Origin of the sequence: Plantactinospora siamensis (genome assembly GCF_042434095.1) — a bacterium.
Classification (GTDB): domain Bacteria; phylum Actinomycetota; class Actinomycetes; order Mycobacteriales; family Micromonosporaceae; genus KBS50.
On record NZ_JBHLUE010000020.1, the window covers coordinates 75,210 to 93,816 of the forward strand.

At 75.4% G+C, this 18,607-nt stretch carries 18 protein-coding genes and 1 pseudogene; 5 read left to right on the top strand and 14 right to left on the bottom strand.

The genetic code is table 11. The features are described 5' to 3' along the window. Positions 1 to 107: 107 nt before the first annotated feature. The 8 genes and pseudogenes from ACFFHU_RS24590 to ACFFHU_RS24625 all read right to left on the bottom strand — a co-directional run bounded on the left by ACFFHU_RS24590 (position 108) and on the right by ACFFHU_RS24625 (position 8,302). Positions 108 to 1,355 (bottom strand): beta-ketoacyl synthase N-terminal-like domain-containing protein, encoded by a 1,248-nt coding sequence (locus ACFFHU_RS24590; protein WP_377342630.1) that lies wholly within the window; start codon positions 1,353 to 1,355, stop codon positions 108 to 110. A 116-nt stretch (positions 1,356 to 1,471) separates the two neighbouring features. Continuing rightward, positions 1,472 to 2,743, bottom strand: coding sequence for a beta-ketoacyl-[acyl-carrier-protein] synthase family protein (locus ACFFHU_RS24595; RefSeq protein WP_377342599.1), 1,272 nt, complete (start codon positions 2,741 to 2,743; stop codon positions 1,472 to 1,474). A 128-nt stretch (positions 2,744 to 2,871) separates the two neighbouring features. After that, positions 2,872 to 3,228, bottom strand: a pseudogene (locus ACFFHU_RS24600) (cupin domain-containing protein); the annotation flags it as partial. 148 nt (positions 3,229 to 3,376) lie between these two features. Continuing rightward, positions 3,377 to 4,129, bottom strand: coding sequence for an SRPBCC family protein (locus ACFFHU_RS24605; RefSeq protein ID WP_377342600.1), 753 nt, complete (start codon positions 4,127 to 4,129; stop codon positions 3,377 to 3,379). Positions 4,130 to 4,138: 9 nt separating this feature from the next. Next, positions 4,139 to 5,542, bottom strand: coding sequence for an acetyl-CoA carboxylase biotin carboxylase subunit (locus tag ACFFHU_RS24610; protein WP_377342601.1), 1,404 nt, complete (start codon positions 5,540 to 5,542; stop codon positions 4,139 to 4,141). A 20-nt stretch (positions 5,543 to 5,562) separates the two neighbouring features. After that, positions 5,563 to 6,105 (bottom strand): acetyl-CoA carboxylase biotin carboxyl carrier protein, encoded by a 543-nt coding sequence (accB, locus tag ACFFHU_RS24615; RefSeq protein WP_377342602.1) that lies wholly within the window; start codon positions 6,103 to 6,105, stop codon positions 5,563 to 5,565. After that, a complete protein-coding gene (accD, locus tag ACFFHU_RS24620; protein WP_377342603.1) occupies positions 6,102 to 7,955 on the bottom strand; it encodes an acetyl-CoA carboxylase, carboxyltransferase subunit beta in 1,854 nt (617 codons plus the stop codon). The genes accB and accD overlap by 4 nt, the downstream gene beginning before the upstream one ends. Beyond that, positions 7,952 to 8,302 (bottom strand): TcmI family type II polyketide cyclase, encoded by a 351-nt coding sequence (locus tag ACFFHU_RS24625; RefSeq protein WP_377342604.1) that lies wholly within the window; start codon positions 8,300 to 8,302, stop codon positions 7,952 to 7,954. The genes accD and ACFFHU_RS24625 overlap by 4 nt, the downstream gene beginning before the upstream one ends. Before the next feature lie 417 nt (positions 8,303 to 8,719). Here ACFFHU_RS24625 and ACFFHU_RS24630 point away from each other — a divergent pair, with 417 nt between their 5' ends. From ACFFHU_RS24630 to ACFFHU_RS24640, 3 genes are all read left to right on the top strand, one after another. Then, positions 8,720 to 9,562 (top strand): AfsR/SARP family transcriptional regulator, encoded by an 843-nt coding sequence (locus ACFFHU_RS24630; protein ID WP_377342605.1) that lies wholly within the window; start codon positions 8,720 to 8,722, stop codon positions 9,560 to 9,562. A gap of 100 nt (positions 9,563 to 9,662) precedes the next feature. Further along, the gene (locus tag ACFFHU_RS24635) at positions 9,663 to 10,466 is read left to right on the top strand and encodes an MBL fold metallo-hydrolase (RefSeq protein WP_377342606.1); all 804 of its coding nucleotides are present in this window, start codon (positions 9,663 to 9,665) and stop codon (positions 10,464 to 10,466) included. 169 nt (positions 10,467 to 10,635) lie between these two features. Next, a complete protein-coding gene (locus ACFFHU_RS24640) occupies positions 10,636 to 11,100 on the top strand; it encodes an SRPBCC family protein (RefSeq protein ID WP_377342607.1) in 465 nt (154 codons plus the stop codon). Between the two features lie 168 nt (positions 11,101 to 11,268). Here the strand turns inward: ACFFHU_RS24640 and ACFFHU_RS24645 are convergent, their stop codons facing one another. The 4 genes from ACFFHU_RS24645 to ACFFHU_RS24660 all read right to left on the bottom strand — a co-directional run bounded on the left by ACFFHU_RS24645 (position 11,269) and on the right by ACFFHU_RS24660 (position 15,360). Continuing rightward, complete coding sequence (locus ACFFHU_RS24645) at positions 11,269 to 11,850, bottom strand: hypothetical protein (RefSeq protein WP_377342608.1); 582 nt, start codon at positions 11,848 to 11,850, stop codon at positions 11,269 to 11,271. A gap of 180 nt (positions 11,851 to 12,030) precedes the next feature. After that, the gene (locus ACFFHU_RS24650; protein WP_377342609.1) at positions 12,031 to 13,311 is read right to left on the bottom strand and encodes an FAD-binding protein; all 1,281 of its coding nucleotides are present in this window, start codon (positions 13,309 to 13,311) and stop codon (positions 12,031 to 12,033) included. Between the two features lie 63 nt (positions 13,312 to 13,374). Further along, complete coding sequence (locus tag ACFFHU_RS24655) at positions 13,375 to 14,403, bottom strand: RNA polymerase subunit sigma-70 (RefSeq protein ID WP_377342611.1); 1,029 nt, start codon at positions 14,401 to 14,403, stop codon at positions 13,375 to 13,377. A gap of 54 nt (positions 14,404 to 14,457) precedes the next feature. Continuing rightward, a complete protein-coding gene (locus tag ACFFHU_RS24660) occupies positions 14,458 to 15,360 on the bottom strand; it encodes an alpha/beta hydrolase (RefSeq protein WP_377342612.1) in 903 nt (300 codons plus the stop codon). A 243-nt stretch (positions 15,361 to 15,603) separates the two neighbouring features. On the opposite strand from ACFFHU_RS24660, the gene ACFFHU_RS24665 reads away from it, so the two are divergent. Together ACFFHU_RS24665 and ACFFHU_RS24670 are read left to right on the top strand one after the other, a co-directional pair. Beyond that, a complete protein-coding gene (locus ACFFHU_RS24665) occupies positions 15,604 to 16,146 on the top strand; it encodes a GNAT family N-acetyltransferase (protein ID WP_377342613.1) in 543 nt (180 codons plus the stop codon). Between the two features lie 224 nt (positions 16,147 to 16,370). Then, positions 16,371 to 16,757, top strand: a complete 387-nt coding sequence (locus ACFFHU_RS24670; RefSeq protein ID WP_377342614.1) for a hypothetical protein — start codon at positions 16,371 to 16,373, stop codon at positions 16,755 to 16,757. 32 nt (positions 16,758 to 16,789) lie between these two features. On the opposite strand, the gene ACFFHU_RS24675 is transcribed toward ACFFHU_RS24670, so the two are convergent. After that, the gene (locus ACFFHU_RS24675; RefSeq protein ID WP_377342615.1) at positions 16,790 to 17,320 is read right to left on the bottom strand and encodes a MarR family winged helix-turn-helix transcriptional regulator; all 531 of its coding nucleotides are present in this window, start codon (positions 17,318 to 17,320) and stop codon (positions 16,790 to 16,792) included. A 163-nt stretch (positions 17,321 to 17,483) separates the two neighbouring features. Then, positions 17,484 to 18,500: an SDR family oxidoreductase gene (locus tag ACFFHU_RS24680; protein ID WP_377342616.1), complete on the bottom strand. Its 1,017-nt coding sequence runs from the start codon at positions 18,498 to 18,500 to the stop codon at positions 17,484 to 17,486. Between the last annotated feature and the right edge of the window lie 107 nt (positions 18,501 to 18,607).

An 18,607-nucleotide genomic window follows, 5' to 3' on the forward strand; every position in this document is an offset into this window, starting at 1 on the left:
CCGTCGCTCAGCCCCATCCGAACTCCTCGTGTCTCGGTAGTCGTCACCCCGGCTTGTGTTAACAGGGGACCCTTCCTATACCGAAAACGATAAGAAGGGGCCCTTCCTTACCTCGGGGGGCGGCGCAGCAGGAGGGCGCTGTTGAAGCCGTCGAAGCCGCGGGCGCAGACCAGGGCCAGGTCGCCGCGCGGGCGCCGGGGTTCCCGGACGAAGTCCAGCTCGCAGCCGGCCGCCGGCCGGTGCAGCCCGGCCGTGGCCGGCAGCAGGTCGTGCCGCAGGGCCAGCAGCGCGGTGGCCACGTCCAGCGCCGCGCCGCCCTGGTGGGCCCGCCCGGTCAACGCCTTCTGCGTGCTCACCGGCGGGGTGGTCGGGCCGAACAGGCTGCGCAGCGCCCGCGCCTCGGCGCGGTCGTACCCGGGCACGCCGAGGGCGTCCGGCACCACCAGCGCCACCTCGTCGGGGTGCGCGCCGCCGGCGCGCAGCGCCACCTCCATGGCCCGGGCGTAGTGCCCGGCGCCGGGCTCCCGGTCCGGCGTGGTGTGCCGACCGTCGTGGGTGGCGCCCCAGCCGAGCACCTCGGCATAGATCACCGGCGCGCCGCGGGCGCGGGCGTGGTCCAGGTCCTCGACCACGAACACCGCGCCACCCTCGGCCGGGACGTACCCGGCGGCCGCGGCGTCGAACGGCCGGTACGCCGTGTCCGGGTCGGTGCCCGTGCTGAGCAGCCCGCTGCGCAGCTGGCAGGCCAGCGCGTACGGGCTGAGCGGGCACTCGGTGCCGCCGGCGATCACCACCGGGGTCCCCCGGCGGATGGTCCGGACGGCGTGCGCGAGGCTGTCCAGCCCGCCGGCGGCCTCGGCGGCCAGCACCCCGCACGGCCCCTTGAACTGGTGCGCGATGGAGAGCTGGCCGACGCTCGCGGCGTAGAACCAGGCGATCGACTGGTACGCCCCGACGGTCCGGCCGGGCTGGCTCCACAGCCGCTGCAGCTCCCGCTGCCCGAACAGGTTTCCGCCGGACGAGCTGGCCAGCGTGACGGCCACCGCGTACGGGTCCGCCGGGCCGGCCTCGGCCAGGCCCGCGTCGGCCAGCGCCAGCCGGGTGGCGGCGAAGCCGAGGTGGGTCCACCGGTCGGTCTGCACGATGCGCCGGGTGTCGGTCCAGGCCTGCGCGTCGAAGTCGGGGACCTCCCCGGCCAGCGTGCACGGGTAGGGCGTGGCGTCGAACAGGCTGATCGGGGCGATCCGGTGTTCCCCGGCCAGCACCCGCTTCCAGTGCGCCTCGGCGCCGATGCCGGTGGGCGCCACCACCCCGATGCCGGTGATCACGGCCCGCGGCGCCCGCGAGCCGGACACCCCGGCCGCGGCCGGGCCGGACGCCTCACGGCCGGGCGTGGCGGTCCCGGCGTCCGGGCCGGGCGCGGCGATCCCGGCGTCCGGGCCGGGCGCGGCGGTCCCGGCGTCCGGGCCGGTCACCGGGCCGGCTCCGGGGTGCGGCGGAACACCAGCGCGGACTGGAAGCCGCCGAAGCCGCTGCCCACCGACAGCGCCACCTCGACGGGCACCTCGCGGGCGGTGTTCGGCACGTAGTCCAGGTCGCACTCCGGGTCCCGGCTCGACCAGTTGGCCGTGGGCGGCACCACGCCGGCGCCGATGGCCAGCGCGCAGGCCGCCATCTCGATCGAGCCGATGGCGCCCAGCGAATGGCCCACCATGGACTTGATCGAGCTGACCGGGACCTCGTACGCGGCCGGCCCGAGCGCCCGTTTCAGCGCGGCGGTCTCGTGCCGGTCGTTCTGCCGGGTGCCGGAGCCGTGCGCGCTGACGTACGACACGGCGGTCCGGTCGAGCCGGGCCTGGTCGAGCGCGTCGGTGATGGCCAGCGCCATCTCCACACCGTCCGGCCGCAGGCCGGTCATGTGGTAGCCGTTGCTCCGGCTGGCGTACCCGGCCACCGCGCACCGGACCGGGGCGTCCCGCCGGCGGGCGTGCGACAGTTCCTCCAGCACCAGCACGGCGGCCCCCTCGGCGAGCACGAAACCGGTGCGGCCGGCGTCGAACGGCCGGGAGGCGTGCGCGGGGTCGGCGTTGTCGGCCGTGGTGGCGCGGATGGCGTCGAAGGACGCCACGGTCACCGGGGAGATCGGGCTGTCCGAGGCCCCGGCCAGCACCACGTCGGCCTCGCCGTCGGCGATCAGCTGCGCGGCGTACCCGATGGCGTCGATCCCGGACGTGCAGCCGGTGGAGATGACCTGGGCGGGCCCGTGCAGGCCGTACCGGCAGGCCACGTCGGCGGCCAGGCTGCTGGGCATCAGCGCCGAGTACAGGTACGGGCTGGTGCCGGCGTGGTCGACCAGCCAGCGGGCCCCGGAGTCGCTGGCCGCCACGTACTCGCGTTCCAGCGCCGTGGTGCCGCCCACCGCCGTGCCGAGCACCACCCCGGCGCGCTCCCGCAGGTCGCCGGTGAGGTCCAGGCCGCTGTCCGCGAGCGCCTCCCGGGCGGCGGCGAGGGCGAACTGGACGTACCGGTCGCAGCGCTCGATCTCCGCCGGGCTCAGCCCCGCGGCCACCGGGTCGAAGTCGCACTCGGCGGCGATCTGGGACCGGAACGGCGCCGGGTCGAACAGGGTGATCCGCCGGGTGGCCGTGCGGCCGGCCGTGATGGTGGCCCAGAACTCGTCCCGGGTCACCCCGCCGGGCGCCACCACGCCCACGCCGGTGACCACCACCTGCCGGCCGGTCACGGCGACGCCTCCGCGGCAACGACCGGCGCCACGCCCGACGGCGCCGCATCCCGCACGGCCGGCGCCGCGCCCGACACGGCCGGGGCGGCATCCGGTACGACCGGCGCGGCCGGTCGGGCCGGGCCGGGCTCGGTGTCGACGTGACCCAGTTCCGGGCGGGGGGCGAGCGGGCCAAGCGCGAAGACCACCTCGGCCGGCTCGGTGCCCAGGTTGCGCAGCCGGTGCCGGACGTTGATCGGCACGTGCAGCCCCTCCCCCGACCGCACCGGGACCGGCACGTCGTCGAGGTCCACCACGATGGCGCCGTACGCCACGTACAGGAACTCCTCGCTGTACGGGTGGTAGTGCTCGGCGATCCGCTCCCCCGGGCGCAGGTTGGCCACCCCCAGGAAGCCGGCCGTGCTGCCGACCGTCTTCGGCCCGAGCAGCACCCGGATCTCGCCGCCGCGCCGCCGGTCCGCGGGCACGTCCCGGGCGGCCACCACCCCGCGCCGGCCGCCCGCCGCCGCGCCGCCGCCCGACGGAGCGCCGCCGCCCGACGGAGCGCCGTTGCCCGACGGAGCGCCGTTGCCCGACGCCGCGCCGTTGCCCGGCGCCGGCCGCAGCAGGTCGCTCGGTCCGGCCGCCGCCTGCTCACTCATCGCCGCCCCCGGCGCCGACCGCGACCCGCTGCCGCGCGACCCGCTCGATCCGTTGCCGGATGATGTCCAGCTGCACCCGGCTGTTCGTGTTGATCCGCTCGGTCATCTGCGCGTCGTCGACCGGCGCGTCCGGCCGCAGCGCGAAGTCCTGCACCCAGGTCATCCGCACCCCGTCGGGCTCCTCGGCATAGCTCCAGTGGATCCGCATGTACTCGAACGGGCCGGTCTCCACCCGGTGCGCCCGGACCTCCCGCCGGTCCCGGTCCGCCGTACGCTCGCTGACCCAGCTCCAGGACACGCCGGCCTCGTCGGGCACCATGGTCAGCCGGAACAGCACCGTGTCCCCGGCCCGGCGCAGCACCTCCACCGAGGCGTACTCGGTGAACAGCGCGGGCCAGCCGGCCACGTCGTTGGTCAGCTCCCAGACCAGGTCGAACGGCGCCGCGATGACCACCGAGTTCTCGGTGTGCCCGGGCAGCGGGTCGGCCGGCTCGCTCTGCCGGGCCACCAGGTCGGCGATCTCGGCGATGCTCAGCAGCGTGGCCCGCTCCGGCAGCGCCACGCCGTACCGGTCGGCCACCACGGCCTGCAGCTCCAGCAGCGCGAGCGAATCCATTCCCAGGTCGGCCAGCGAGGCGGCCGGCGCCGCGGCCGCGGCCTCCGGGTCCAGCCCGCAGTGCCGTACCAGGATCTCGGTGATCTCGGCGGGCGTCGCGGCCCGCCGGGAGGTGTGTTCGAGGGTCATTGGGTCCTCCTAGGACGGTGGGTACGCGCCGGTTCCGGCCGCCGGCTCGGCAGGCGCCGCGGACCCGTCACCGGTCAGCCGGTCGACCAGCCCGGTCGAGTAACGCCCCTTGCGGAAGGCCGCGTCGTCGAGGATCCGCCGCAGGAACGGGATGGTGGTACGGACACCGGGGCCGGCCACGGCGAACTCGTGCAGCGCGCGGTCCATCCGGTCGATCGCGAGCTCCCGCTCCGGGGCCCAGGTCACCACCTTGGCCAGCAGCGAGTCGTAGTACGGCGGGATGACGTACCCGGCAAAGCCGTGCGTGTCGACCCGGGTGAACGGGCCGGCGGGCGGCGCGAAGACGTCCAGCCGGCCGGCGGTGGGCAGGAACCCGCGGTCCGGGTCCTCCGCGTTCACCCGGCACTCGATGGCCACGCCGCGGGGCAGCACGTCCTGCTGCCGCGGCCGCAGCGGCACGCCGGCGGCCAGGTGCAGCTGTTCGTGCACGATGTCCACGCCGGTGATCAGCTCGGTGACCGGGTGCTCCACCTGGATCCGGCAGTTCGCCTCGATGAAGTGGAAGCGCTCCGCCTCGTCGACCAGGAACTCGAAGGTGCCGGCGCCGGTGTAGCCGACGGCCCGGGCCCCGCGCAGGGCCGCGTCGGCGATCGCCGCCAGGGTGCCGGCCGACAGCGCCGGCGCCGGCCCCTCCTCCACCAGCTTCTGGTGCCGGCGCTGCACCGAGCAGTCCCGGGTGCCCAGATGCACGGCGGCGCCGTACCCGTCGGCCAGCAGCTGCACCTCGACGTGCCGGGCGGGATCCAGGTACCGCTCGACGTAGATCCGGTCGTCGCCGAAGACGGCCTGCGCCGCCGCCCGGGTCCGGGCGTACGCCCCGGCCAGCTCGGCCGGGGCGCCGACCACGGCCATGCCCCGTCCGCCGCCCCCGGCCGCGCACTTGAGGATCACCGGGTAGCCGATCTCGTCGGCCGCCGCGCGGGCCTGCCCGAGGCCGGCGACCGTCTCGGCGCTGCCCGGCGGCACCGGCAGACCGGCCGCGCGCATCAGGGCCAGGGCGCGGGACTTGTCCCCCAACGCCCGCACCACCTCCGGGTCGGGGCCGATGAAGACCAGGTCGTTGTCCGCGCAGATCTCGGCGAAGTCGGCGTCCTCGGCCAGGAAGCCGTAGCCGGGGTGCACCGCCTCGGCGCCGGTCTGCCGGGCCGCCTCCACGATGGCCGCGGCGTTGAGGTAGCTGAGCCGGCTCGCCGGCGGTCCGATCCGGACCGCCTCGTCGGCCAGCCGGACCGCCGCCGAGTCGTCGTCGGCGGTGGAGTGCACGGCCACGGTCCGGATGCCGAGCTCCCGGCAGGCCCGGATGACACGTACCGCGATCTCGCCCCGATTGGCGATCAGCACCTTCTCGAACATCGTCTCCCCGTTTCCGACGCCTAGCCGACCGGCGCGAGCGCGATCAGCGGCTGGCCGTACTCCACCGGCTGGCCGTCGGCGGCCAGCAGGTCCAGCACCCGGCCGGCACGGCCGGCCGTCACCTCGTTCATCAGCTTCATCGCCTCGACGATCCCGATCACCCGGCCGGCTTCGACCAGGTCGCCAACCTCGACGTACGGCGGCCGGCCGGGTTCGGGGGCGCGGTAGAACGTGCCGACCATCGGCGAGAGCACGGTGTGCGAACCGTCCTCGGCGGGAACCGCCGCGCCCGGCCCGGTCGCCGGGACCGCCGCCGGCGCGCCCGACCCCGGCGTCGCCGATCCGACCGGCGCCGCCGACGGGGCCGCGAACGCGGACGCCGGGTCGGGCCACTCGATCTCCAGCTCGGTGTCCCCGCGCCGCAGATGCACCCGCCGTACCGGGCCGGCCAGCTCGCTCACCAGCTCGCGGGCCTCCGTCCGCAACTCGGCCAGCCGGCCGTCGCCGGACCGGTCCCGGCGCCCGTCCCCGCGCTCGCCGACGGCGTTACCGTCTGTCGTCATCGGAGGCCTCCGGACATGCTTCGCTCGCTGACGGCCGAGGCCGGCTCCTCGTCCGGCGCAGGCCGCCGGTGCGCGGGCCGCGCGCCGGCCGGGGCGTACCGGCGGAAGCGGGCCACCCGTCGCGCCCGCAGCCGGTCGACGGGCTCGGCCAGCAGCGGGAGCAGGGCCGCCAGCAGCGCCGAGCGCAGCAGGTCGGCGGCCGCCACCGGGTCGGCCTGCGCGCCACCCGGCGGTTCCGGCACGATCGCGTCGGCCACGTCCAGCCCGAGCAGGTCCGCGGCGGTAAGCCGGAGCGCGGCCGCGGCGCGGGCCACCGCGGCGCGGTCGTCCCACAGGATGGCCGCGCAGCCCTCCGGGCTGATCACCGAGTAGACCGCGTTGCGCAGCAGCAGGACCCGGTCGGCGACGGCCAGCGCCAGCGCGCCGCCGCTGCCGCCCTCGCCGGTGACGGCCGTGACGGTCGGCACGCCCAACCCGGACATGGTCCGGATGCACTCGGCGATGGCGCCCGCCTGCCCCGCCCGCTCCGCCGCCACCCCCGGGTCCGCCCCCGGCGTGTCGACCAGGGTGATCAGCGGCAGCCCGAGGCGGTCGGCCAGCCGCATCACCCGGACGGCCTTGCGGTGGCCGGCCGGGGAGGCCATGCCGTAGTTGCGGGCCAGCAGGCCGGCCGTGTCGTGTCCCTTCTGGTGGCCGATCACCGCCACCGGCAGCCCGCCGAGCCGGGCCAGCCCGGCCACCACCGCCGGGCAGTCCGCGCCGGACCGGTCGCCGCGCAGCTCCACAAAACCCTCGAAGGCGGTGCCCAGGTAGTCCAGCGTGGTGGGCCGGCGCGGATCGCGGGCCAGCCGGACGGTCTGCCAGGCGGTGGGCGCCTCCGGCGCCGGCGGCGGGATCCGGGGCGGCGGCGCAGGCGGGGCGGCCGCCCCGGCCGGCGCCGTGTCCGGCTCGACCGGCTGCGCGGGCACCGCGGCGTGATCCGCCGGCCGCGCGGGCACCGCGGCGTGATCCGCCGGCTCCGCCGGCCGGGCCGGCGCCGCGGGCCGTCCCGGAACGGCGGCCGCGAGCAGGGCCACCAGCGCCGAGCGGAGCTGCCGGCGCGGCACCACCATGTCGACCTGGCCGTGCCGGAGCAGGAAATCCGCGGTCTGGAAACCGGGCGGCAGCTCCTGGCCGAGGGTCTGCCGGATCACCCGGGGCCCGGCGAAGCCCATCCGGGCGCCGCTCTCGGCCACCACCACGTCGGCCGCGGTGGCGAAGGACGCCGCCACCCCGCCGTACGTGGGATCGGTGATCACGCTGACCGTGAGCAGCCCGGCGGTGCGCAGCGCGTCGAGCGCCTGCACGGTGCCGGCCATCTGCATGAGCGACAGGGCGCCCTCCTGCATCCGCGCGCCGCCGGAGGCGGTGACGACCACGTACGGCAGCCGGTGTTCCCGGGCGTGCTCGGCTGCGCGGCTGATGAGCTCGCCGGTGGCGGCCCCGAGGCTGCCGCCGAGGAACCGGAAGTCCATCACGGCCAGCACCACCGGATGCCCGCCAACGCTGCCCCGCACGCAGCGCACCGCCTCGGTCAGCCCGGTGGCCGCCCGGGCGGCGGCCAGCCGGTGCGGGTAGGGCAGCACATCGACGAAGCCGAGCCGGTCCTGCGGCCCGACCTCCTCGGGCAGCGCCGCGACGCTGCCCGGATCGGTGAGCTGCTCGATCCGCTCCGCCGCGGTGAGTCGGCGATGGTCCCCGCACTCGGGGCAGACGTCGAGGTTGCGCCGCAACCGCTTGCGGTAGAGCAGGGCGGTGCAGGCGGCGCAGCGTACCCAGGCCGGACGCTCCACCCCGGCGGCGACGGTCACGGCGCCGAGCGGGTCGAGCCGGCGGGCATCGGCGCGTCCCAGTGATAGAAGCAGCGCGCCATGGCGTCCCGCGGTGACTGCCAGGTCGGCAGGTACGGCGAGATGTACGGGCGCAGCCGCTGGCTGACCCGGGCGAACTCGGGATGCTCGGTCCCCCGGCCCACGGCGTCGGTGGCCGGCTCGTCGGTGACCAGCAGGTGCAGGTAGAGGTCGCCGAGCTGGTAGAGCGAGCGGTGCCGCACGCCGACCACCCGGGGCAGCTCGGTGCGGTCGGATTCGGCGAAGATCTCCGCCACCCGCTCGGCGGCGCCGGGCGCAATCCTGGCCACGATCAGCGCGTGGTGCATCTGTCCCCCCAGCCTCGACGGCGACGGCCACGGCAGCCGGTCGGGATGCCGGGACCGCGGCCTGCCCGGCCGCGGTCCGTCGCCGAGGACGAGGCTGCACCCCGGAGGGTCACCGGGCTGTCACAGGTCACTCACAGGTTTCCGCAGGTGGTGACGCTGAGGTGACGCCAACGGGGGACGATGCTGGCCGAGAGTAGGCCAGAGGAGACCGCGTCTTCCCAGCTCAGCCCGGTGCTAACGGGTTGGTTACGGCGGCCGGATGTCCGGGACCAGCCATTGACGCAGGGTAAGTACGATTGGTAACGTTCGTCATATTTGGCGGCCCGGTCCCGGGTGCCGGACCGGGACAGCGGGGTCCCGGCCTTTCTCCGACCGAGCGGCTCATGGGACCCGGGTCACGGTGCAGGGGGGTTCGCCGTGGCCTCTGAAACGAACGTGCCGACCGGCCGGAACGGCGCCGTGCCGCGTCCGCGGCCGGCGCCACCCACCGTCCGGCTGGCCCTGCTCGGCGGCTTTCGGCTCGTCGACCGGGACCGCCCGGTGGTGGTGCCGCGCGGGCTGCAGCGGGTGCTCGCGCTGATCGCGCTCCGGCCCGGCGCCACCCGGACCCACCTGGCCGGCCTGCTCTGGCCGGAGACATCCGAGGAGCGCGCCCTGTCCTGCATGCGGACGGCGCTGTGGCGGATCCGCCAGGACAGGTCCTGCCCGCTGCTGGTCTCCGGCGACACCGTCCGGCTCGACCCGCAGGTGGCGGTGGATGTCGACGAGCTGACCGGCACGGCCGAGCGGATCGCCGCCGGGGCGGACCCGCGGCGGGCCGTGCCGGCCGTGGTGGCCGGGCGACACGACCTGCTGCCCGGCTGGTACGAGGACTGGGTGCTGCTGGAACGCGAACGACTGCGCCAGCTGCGGCTGCACATGCTGGAGGCCATCGCCCGCGCGCACCTGCGGGCCGGCGAACACGGGGCGGCGCTGCAGGCGGCCCTGGACGCGATGTCGGCCGAGCCGTTACGGGAGACGCCGCACCGGCTGATCGTGGAGACCCACCTGGCCGAGGGCAACGCCTACGAGGCGCTGCACGCGTTCTACGTCTACCGGGACCTGCTGCGCCGGGAGCTCCAGCTGGAGCCGTCGGAGGCGATGCGCGCCCTCGTGGACGACGTGCTCGCGCCGATCGGCGTCCGCGCGGTCGATCCCCCGCCCGGCCGGCCGTGGCCCGGCCGGGCCGATCCACCGCAGCGGCCCGTACCGGCGGGCTGAGCGGGGCGTCCGGGGCGCTCCACCACGACGTGTCGGCGACCCGGCCCGGGGTACCACCCCCGGAGCCGGGAACCGCCGACCGCCGCGGAGGAGACGACCGATGACGGACCAGCCGCACCTGCAGAGCACGGTGACCTTCCTCGGCACCGCCACGACGGTGCTCCGGCTCGGGCCGTTCACCCTGCTCACCGATCCCAACTTCCTGCACCGCGGCCAGCGGGCCTACCTGGGGTACGGGATGTGGTCCCGCCGGCTCACCGACCCGGCGCTGCGGGTGGAGGAGTTGCCGCGGCTGGACGCGGTGCTGCTGTCCCATCTGCACGGTGACCATTTCGACCGGGTGGCCCGGCACGGGCTGGACCGGGGCCTCCCGATCCTCACCACCCCGCAGGCCGGCCGCCGGTTGCGGGGCTGGGGCTTCCGGGGCGCGGTCGACATGCGGACCTGGCAGGCCAAGGAGGCGCAGCGGGACGGCTGGACGCTGCGGGTGACGGCCGTGCCGGGCCAGCACGGGCCCGGCATCGTCGACCGGCTGCTGCCGCAGGTGATGGGCACCGTCCTCGACCTGGAGCGGGGCGGGGAACGGGCGCTGCGGGTCTACATAACCGGTGACACGCTCAACCGGCCGATGCTGGCCCAGATCCCGCGCCGGTTCCCCGACATGGACGCCATGCTCATCCACCTCGGCGGCACCCGCATCGCCGGGCTGCTGCTGACCATGGACGACCGGCAGGGCGCGGAGCTGGTCCGGCTGATGCGGCCCCGGTTGACCGTGCCGATCCACTACGACGACTACCCCGTCTTCCGCTCGCCGCTGCGGGACTTCGTGTCGGCCATGCGGGAGCTGCCGTACCGGGTGCGGCCGGTCGAGCGGGGCCGGACGGCGTCGCTGCTGCCGGACTGAGCACGGCGCGTCGAATTACTGCGTCGAATTTCGCGTCGTTTCACCGCGCCCGGGGTGGGTAGCAAGTAGGTCGGCGGCACCGGCGCCCGGCCGTCGGACATCCGATCCGGCCAGGGTCGCCAGCCGCCTAGCGAAGAACTGAGTCGAAAAACTCACAAGGAGGTTTCCCTTGTCCACCGTCACCGAGTCGATCGACGTCAACGTCCCGGTCAGCACCGCGTACAACCAGTGGACGCAGTTCGAGTCCTTCCCCGAGTTCATGGGCGGGGTCGAGTCGATCACGCAGCTGAGCGACCGCCGCACCCACTGGGTGACCAAGGTCGCCGGTGTGAAGCGCGAGTTCGACGCCGAGATCACCGAGCAGCACCCGGACGAGCGGGTGGCCTGGAAGAGCGTCGACGGCGACACCAAGCACGCCGGGGTGGTCACCTTCCACCGGCTGAACGACGACCAGACCCGGGTCACCATCCAGCTGGACTGGGAGCCGGAAGGCGTCCTGGAGAAGGCCGGCGACGCCGTGGGCGTCGACGAGCGCCAGGTCAAGGCCGACGCCAAGCGGTTCAAGGAGTTCATCGAGAAGCGCGGCGCCGAGACCGGCGCGTGGCGCGGCGACGTACCGCGTCCGGGGCAGTAGGTCCATCCAGGTCAGGTCCACGGATCGCAGCGGTTCGACGACGGCGCCGCCGGCTCAGGCCGGCGGCGCCGTCGTGTGCGCGGCCCGCCCCGGCAGGCTCGCGGGCCGCGCGCGGATCCGACGGCGGCGGGCGAACCCACCGGCCGCGCGCCGCCGGTCGGGCGGCGGTCAGCGGCGTCCGTCCAGCGGGTGGGCCCGCAGCAGGCGAGCCCACCACGGCCGCGACGGCGCCGGCCGCAGGACCGGCGCCGGTACGCCGCGCAGGCTCACCCAGCCGCCCGGACCCATCCGGACGCTGCCCACGGCCGGCGGTCGACGCGCCGCGGTGGCGACGCTCACCGCCACGGCGAGCGCCCCGATCGCGCCCGCAGCCGCACCCACCAGCGCGCGCAGGTCCACCACGGGCCGGTAGCGCAGCGCGCCGTCCACCACGATGAACGCGCCGACCGGCCGACCGCCGGCGGCGACCGGCAACAGCACACCGGGCCGCGGGCCGGGCAGGGACAGCGCCGACCAGCTCGTCGAGCCCGCCGGAGCGGACCACTCCGCCACCGGGAGCCGGGTCGCGGCCGGTGGCTGCGCCGGATCCGACCGCCCGGCCGGCGCCCGTTCCACCGGCGCCGGCGCCCGTTCCGGCGGCGCCGGCGTCCGTTCCGGCGGCGCCGGCGCCCGTTCCGGCGGCGCCGGCGCGGCGTTCGGCGCCGGCGCGGCGTGCGGTGCCGGACCGGTCGGGTTGAGAATCGCGGTCATCGGATGCCTCCAGGGTCCGGCCTCCCGACCCCGGCCGGTCCGCTCCGACCCGGCGCGGGCGGCGTCTGCACCCTCTTCCTACCGACCCGGGCGCCGGCCCGGCAGGGTAGAAGGACCCCACCGGCCGACCCGGCGCGCCCGTCGGGCCTCGGGCGCCGGGCGTCGTCAGCCGATGCCGCCCTACCGCGGCGCTGGACTCTCCAACCCGGACAGCCAACGGTCCAGCAGGGCGTTGCGGAACGTGCCCGCCGGGTCGTACCGGCGGGTGAGGGCGGCGAAGTCGGCCAACCGCTCGTACCCGCCGGCCGGGTCGAGGCCGGCCTCCTTGCCCCAGTGCGCCCGCGGGGACAGCGGCCCGAGGCGCCGCTCCAGGGCGGCCAGCACCGGCGACAGCGCCGCGGCGTCCGGCAGCCAGGTGAAGTGCAGGGCGACGGTGTCCCGGCCGTACGCCGGGCTGAGCCAGAGGTCGTCGGCCGCGACGGTGCGCACCTCGCAGGTCTGCACCACGGCCGCGATCCGGTCGCGGATCCCGTCCAGTTCGCCCAGCGCCTCGACCAACCGGTCGCGCGGCAGCAGGTACTCGGACTGGATCTCGGCCCCGCTGCTCGGGGTGAACTCGAGACGGAAGTGCGGCAGCCGGGCGTGCCAGGGCCCCGGCACGCCGCCCTGCCGGGTGCAGGTCTCCCCCGCCATCCCCGGCACCGGATGGCGGGGCCCGGTGGCCGCGGTCGCGCCGAACCAGCGGGCTCCCGGCTCCGGCCGGCCGTCGTCGGTACGCCGCTTGAGCCACCCGGTGACGAAGTTCCGGCTGGTCCAGTCGGTGAACAGGCTCACGCTGTAGCCGTCGGCGAAGATCTCCGACCAGTGCTCGTCCACCGCGGCTCGGGGCAGTTGGTCGAAGACGTACTGCCGGACCTGGTACGCCGGTTCGATCCTCAGCCGGAGCCGGGTGACCACGCCGAGGGCGCCCAGCCCGACCACCGCGCCCGGGAAGTCCGGATGGTCGCGGTCCAGGATCCGCGGCGTGCCGTCCGCGGTGACGAGCTCCAGACCCGACACGGCGGTGGCCAGCCCGCCGTTGCGGTCGCCCGAACCGTGCGTGCCGGTGGCGCAGGAGCCGGCCACCGAGATGTGCGGCAGCGAGGCCATGTTGTGCAGCGCGAAGCCGGCCTCGTGCAGCCGGACGGCCAGCTCGCCGTACCGGATGCCGGCCGCCACCCAGACCGTCCCGGCGGCCGGGTCGATGTCGATCTCCGGCGGCATGGCCGCCAGCGACACCAGCTCGCCGTCGGTGTCGGCGACCCGGTTGAACGAGTGCCCGCTGCCCAGCACCTTCAGCCGTACCCCGGCGGCCGCCCGGCCGCCCACCACCTCGCACAGCTGCGCCAGGGACGCCGGCCGGTGCAGCCGGTCGGTGCTGAACCGGATGTTGCCGGCCCAGTTGGTGATCGCACCGGTCATCCGCGCGCCTCCCCGGTCCCGTGGCGGAGCACCAGGCTACCCCGATGAACGGGCACACCTCCGCTACAGCGTCCTAGGAGGATGGTCCGGTGCGGTGGCCGGCAGGCCGAACTCGGCGAGCAGTCCGGGGCCGCCGTCGAAGACGACGATCCGGCCGATGCCCGCGCCGGTGATGGAGAGGAGGCCCAGGCCGAAGGCGTGGTAGCCGCCGTCGCCGCCGCGCCGGTAGGCGGCCCCGGCGAGCTGCCCGCCATTGGCGGCGACCGGGACCATCCGCCACGTCCCGGCCGACCCGATGACCCGTTCGAGGAACCGCAGGCAGGTGCTGCGGCCGGCGAACCAGGTGCGCGTCCCGACCAGCTCGATGGCCGCGTCGCTGCGCAGCGCCCGCTCCAGCGCCGCCGTGTCGGCGTTCTCGAACCCGGCGACGTACGCCTCGAGCAGCGCCCGGGCCCGCGGCTCAGTGGGCTCCTCGACCCGCCCCCGGCCCGGGGCCACCTGGTCCAGCCGGGCGCGGGCCCGCTGCAGCATGCTCTTGACGGCCGGGGTCGTGGTGCCGAGCATCTCGGCTACCTCGTCGGCGGAGAACGCCAGCACCTCCCGCAGCATGAACACCGCCCGCTGGCGCGGCGGCAGGTGCTGCAGGCTGGCCACGAGGGCGAGCCGAAGGCTCTCCCGTCCGACCACGATCGCCGCCGGGTCCGCCGAGTCGGCGCCGTGGCGCGGGTCCGCGCCGAACCGCGCGTCGGCGATCGGCTGCAGCCAGTCGACCCCGGGCGCCGGCGACGGCGGCGTGTCCGGGTCGTCCGCCGGGCCGGACAGGTCCGACGGCAACGCCCGCCGCCCGTGCCGCGCCAGCGCCGTGAGGCAGGCGTTCGTGGCGATGCGATAGAGCCACACCCGCACCGACGAACGCCCCTCGAACCTGTCGTACGACCGCCAGGCCCGCAGGTAGGTCTCCTGCACGAGATCCTCGGCGTCCTGCGCCGCCCCGAGCAGGCGGTAGCAGTGCGCCAGCAGTTCCCGCCGGTACGGCTCGACCCGACGGGCGAACTGGTCCGGGTCCGCCGGCTCAGTCGCGGTCGAGCTCATGGCCGCCTCCTGTCGTCCAGTCCCCACGCGGGCCCGTCGCGGCGCCACGCACGCTCACGACGCCTCGCCCAGCCCGAGCCTCGGCCGCACCCACCCGGCCATCCGCCGGATCGCGTCGTCGGCCTCCGGCGCGCGACCCGCGGCCATCTGGAAGGTGTGCAGCATCCCGGGAAAGACGTCGAGCCGGACCTCGACGCCGGCCCGCTGGGCGTGCGCGCACAGCCGGCGCGCGTCGTCGAGCAGGGTCTCGTCCCCACCGACCTGAATGTAGACCGGCCCCAGGCCGGCCAGGTCGGCGTGCAGCGGGCTGGCCAGCGGGTCGCGGGCGTCACCGCCGGGACCCAGGAACATCCCGGCGAACTGCCGCACCGACTCCGCGAGGAAGAACGGGTCCCGGTCCCGGTTGCTCTTGTACGACCCGCCGGTCGCGGCCATGTCCACCCACGGCGAGAAGGGCATCGCCGCGGCCGGCAGCGGCAGGCCCAGCTCGCGGGCCCGGAGCTGCACGCTGATCGAAAGCCCGCCGCCGGCCGAGTCCCCGGTGAGGACGACGTGCTCGGCGGCTGTCCCCTGCTCCAGCAGCCACCGGTAGGCGGTGACCGCGTCCTCGACCTGGGCCGGATGCACGTGTTTCGGGGCAAGGCGGTATTCCACGATCAGCGCCCGGACCCCGGCCGCCTTGGCCAGGTGCGCGAACAGCTTGCGGTGCGAGTAGATCGACCCGCTGATGAATCCCCCACCGTGCAGGCACAGCAGGACGCGGTCCGGCGCGCTCCGCTTGGGGATCGCCCACATCGCCGGCCGGCCGCCCGCGTCGATCTCGACATAGTCGACCTCCCGCGGCTCGGCCGTCAGGTCCCCCCACGACTCGTCGGCCGGTGGCCCCGCGCCCGGATCGACCATCGCCCGCCGCTGCGCGATCCAGTGCCGCCTGACCGCATCCGACTCCCTGCTCACCACCCTGGTCTCACCCTCTCCGCATCCTGCCCCGCGGGGCCCACCTGGCCACGCGTCCTGCCTGTACAGACCCGGCCACGGCGAAAAGGAATCGGCGGTCCGCCGATCACGAGCACGGGAGTCGGAAAGAAGAGCGATGGACGCGGCCGACGACGAGGACCTGCTGTTCGCCGCCTGCGTCCCGCACGACCTCGTGGTGGCAAATAGGTTGTCGTGTCTGCTGGATGCTGCCAAGGTTCGGCGGTGATCATTCGACGCGAACTCGCCCATGACGCAGAGGCGATCCGGGCCGTGACTGCGGCCGCATTCCGGGGCCTGGCCTACAGCGCCCCACCGGTGGAGCCCGGCGGCGATCCCGGGGAAGCGACGCTCGTGTCGTGGCTTCGCGCTGACGAGAGTTGGATCCCTGAGCTCTCGTTGGTCGCGATCGAGGACGATGCGGTGGTCGGTCACGTGCTCGCGACCCGCGCCCGCGTCGATGCCGAGCCAGCTTTGGGGCTCGGCCCGGTCAGTGTGCTCCCGCATCGCCAGCGGGCCGGGATCGGCTCGGCGATGATGCACGCCGTCCTCGGCGCGGCCGACGCGCTCGGCGAGCCATTGGTGGCGCTGCTAGGTGACCCGGACTACTACCACCGATTTGGGTTCGTCCCGGCACAGCAGTACGGCATCGACTCACCAGATGTGTCGTGGGGGAAGAACTTTCAGGTTCGCGCGCTCACCCACTACAACGGCCAACGCGGCCAATTCCACTATCCCGAACCCTTCGACCCGAAGCGATTCGGCTAAGTTGCGCCAACGCCGAGCCGAAGCCGCATCCTGAGCCCGGCCGCCCCGGAGCGGGGCGCTGGGACCCGTTGACAGGGTCCCCTTCCGTCGGCGGGCGGCGGTGCGTAGCGGCGACGCTACCGTGCGATGGTGCGCGGTGCGGGGTCGGCATCGATCGACCGGGCAGCGGGTACAGCGTCGGACATGCTCGGCCGGCCGGCCGTACGACAGCGAGGAGCGTGGAGATGAGCACCTACCGGGATCCCGCGGCACGTGGCGACGTCTTCCCCTCCGAGGAGGAGATCGACCCGGCCGGGCCGGGCCTCGATCCGGTCGCCGACCGGGCGGCAATGGCCGACGCACCGGTAGCGCCTTCCTCGCCCGCTCCGCATCCGGGAGGCGGCGCGGTCGGGTCGGCGCCGGTGTCGCCGGCCCGGTCGATCATCATGCACCACGCGGACGGTTCGACCGAGGTGGCCACCGACCTGGACGGGGACGGGGTGGCCGACATCGTGCAGATCGACCTCGACGGCGACGGCGTGCCCGACGTGACGTACCTGGATTCCGACCACGACGGCCGGCTGGACACCGTGCTGGGCCCGGACGGCTCCCCCCGGGCCGACCGGCGCTGACCGGCCATCCCTGACCTCCCGCCGGGCGCGGCTCAGCCGGCCTGCTCGACCGGGTCGCCCGTCTCGGCGCCGGCCCAGCCCAGCCACCATTCGTGTTCGGACACCTCGCCGGCGGCCGCCACCAGCGCTCGCAACGCCGCCACGAGATCCCGTTGGCCGCCGCCGGGCACGGCCGCGACCAGCGCGGTGAGCTCCTCCCGGCGCCGGGTCATCACCTCGTCGACCAGCTGCCGCCCGGCCGGGGTGAGCGTGAGCCGGACCTCGCGCCGGTCGGCGGAGCCGCGGTAGCGGCGGACCAGTTGCTTGCGGACCAACCGGTCACACATCCGGGTGCCGGTTGAGGGGTTCACGCCCAGCTCGGCCGAGATGTCCACGACCCGCTGCGGACCCCGGGAGGCCAGCACCACGAGCGCGCGGTACTGCGGGAGCGTGACGTCGGCATCGAGGTGCGCGAGCGAGCGGGCGGCCAGGGCCACCATCACGCGACCGGCGGACAGCAGGGCATCCACCAGGTCGGCACGGTCCCCGGACAGCTCGGACGACGGCTCGGTGGAGCGAGGCATGTCCCGATTGTCGCCCATGCCGCGGACCGGCCGCGCCCCGCCCACCCCCGCGACCCCGCTGTCGATCAAGGGCTTTACCGCGAGATCCCATCGGAATCACGCGGCAAAGCCCATGACCGACGCGTGGATACGGGGGCGCGGGAGCGCAGGCCGGGGGTGGGGGTCAGCGGCGGCCGCGGGACCAGGCCAGCGCGGCCAGGCCAGCGAGCAGCGCGGCCGACGCGCCCAGCAGGCCGTGGTGCTGCGAGGCCCAGAGCTGGACGCTGCGGTCGGTGGCCTTGGCGTCGAACGAGCCGTGCGCGCCCTGGTCGGTGCCGGGGGCGTCGTCGGCCGGCTCCCACAGGTTCTCCCGGACCCGGTGGTCGACCTCGTCGGTCTGCTGGGACGAGAATCCGGTACGGGCCAGATAGCGGTCGAGCAGGCCGGGCGCCACGGCGTTGGCCAGCAGCGTGCCGGCGGTGGAGGCGCCCACCCAGTACTCGCGACGCCGGGGGTGGTCGGCCGCGTACACCACGGCCCGGGCCGCCACCTCGGGCTGGTAGATCGGCGGCACCGGCTGGGGGTGGCCGGGCAGCCGGGACAGCACCCAGTCGAACTGCGGCGTGTTCACCGCGGGCATCTGCACCATGGTCACGCTCACCCCGCTCTTGTCGTGCAGCAGCTCGCACCGCAGCGACTCGTGGAAACCCTGGATGGCGTGCTTGGCTCCGCAGTAGACGCTCTGCAGGGGGATGCCGCGGTACGCGAGCGCGGAGCCGACCTGCACGATGGCGCCGCGGTCCCGGGGCCGCATCCGGCGCAGCGCGGCCCGGGTGCCGTTGACGTATCCCAGGTAGGTGACCTGGGTGGCCCGCTCGAACTCCTCCGGGCTGATCTGCAGGAAGGGCGCGAACACCGAGGAGAAGGCCACGTTCACCCAGACGTCGATCGGGCCGAGCCGCTCCTCCACGGTGGCCGCCGCGGCCTCGACCGCGTCGTTGTCGGCCACGTCGACCGGGAGCGGCAGCGCCTGGCCGCCGGCCTTGCGCACCTCGGCGGCGGCGTCCTCCAGGCCGTCCTCGCCCCGGGCGATCAGGGCCACGTCGGCGCCCATCTCCGCGAACCGCCGAGCGGTCGCGCGGCCGATCCCGCCGCTCGCCCCGGTGACCACCACGACCCGTCGTCCGCTTCGAGACTGCATGATCACTTCCCTCCACACCGGGAGCGCCGCAGACCGGCGCCCCGTGGCCGCCACCGGCCACAGGAGTGCGGTGCCCGTCCAGACCCCCGGCGAAACCACCCGGTGTC

What these genes read in the sequence shown, in the direction of transcription:
- ACFFHU_RS24635 (WP_377342606.1), top strand. Translation starts at nt 9,663, where the DNA reads ATGACGGACCAGCCGCACCTGCAGAGCACGGTGACCTTCCTCGGCACC.
- accB (WP_377342602.1), bottom strand. Translation starts at nt 6,105, where the DNA reads ATGACGACAGACGGTAACGCCGTCGGCGAGCGCGGGGACGGGCGCCGG.
- ACFFHU_RS24670 (WP_377342614.1), top strand. Translation starts at nt 16,371, where the DNA reads ATGAGCACCTACCGGGATCCCGCGGCACGTGGCGACGTCTTCCCCTCC.
- ACFFHU_RS24605 (WP_377342600.1), bottom strand. Translation starts at nt 4,129, where the DNA reads ATGACCCTCGAACACACCTCCCGGCGGGCCGCGACGCCCGCCGAGATC.
- ACFFHU_RS24625 (WP_377342604.1), bottom strand. Translation starts at nt 8,302, where the DNA reads ATGCACCACGCGCTGATCGTGGCCAGGATTGCGCCCGGCGCCGCCGAG.
- ACFFHU_RS24645 (WP_377342608.1), bottom strand. Translation starts at nt 11,850, where the DNA reads ATGACCGCGATTCTCAACCCGACCGGTCCGGCACCGCACGCCGCGCCG.
- ACFFHU_RS24650 (WP_377342609.1), bottom strand. Translation starts at nt 13,311, where the DNA reads ATGACCGGTGCGATCACCAACTGGGCCGGCAACATCCGGTTCAGCACC.
- ACFFHU_RS24655 (WP_377342611.1), bottom strand. Translation starts at nt 14,403, where the DNA reads ATGAGCTCGACCGCGACTGAGCCGGCGGACCCGGACCAGTTCGCCCGT.
- ACFFHU_RS24680 (WP_377342616.1), bottom strand. Translation starts at nt 18,500, where the DNA reads ATGCAGTCTCGAAGCGGACGACGGGTCGTGGTGGTCACCGGGGCGAGC.
- ACFFHU_RS24675 (WP_377342615.1), bottom strand. Translation starts at nt 17,320, where the DNA reads ATGCCTCGCTCCACCGAGCCGTCGTCCGAGCTGTCCGGGGACCGTGCC.
- ACFFHU_RS24610 (WP_377342601.1), bottom strand. Translation starts at nt 5,542, where the DNA reads ATGTTCGAGAAGGTGCTGATCGCCAATCGGGGCGAGATCGCGGTACGT.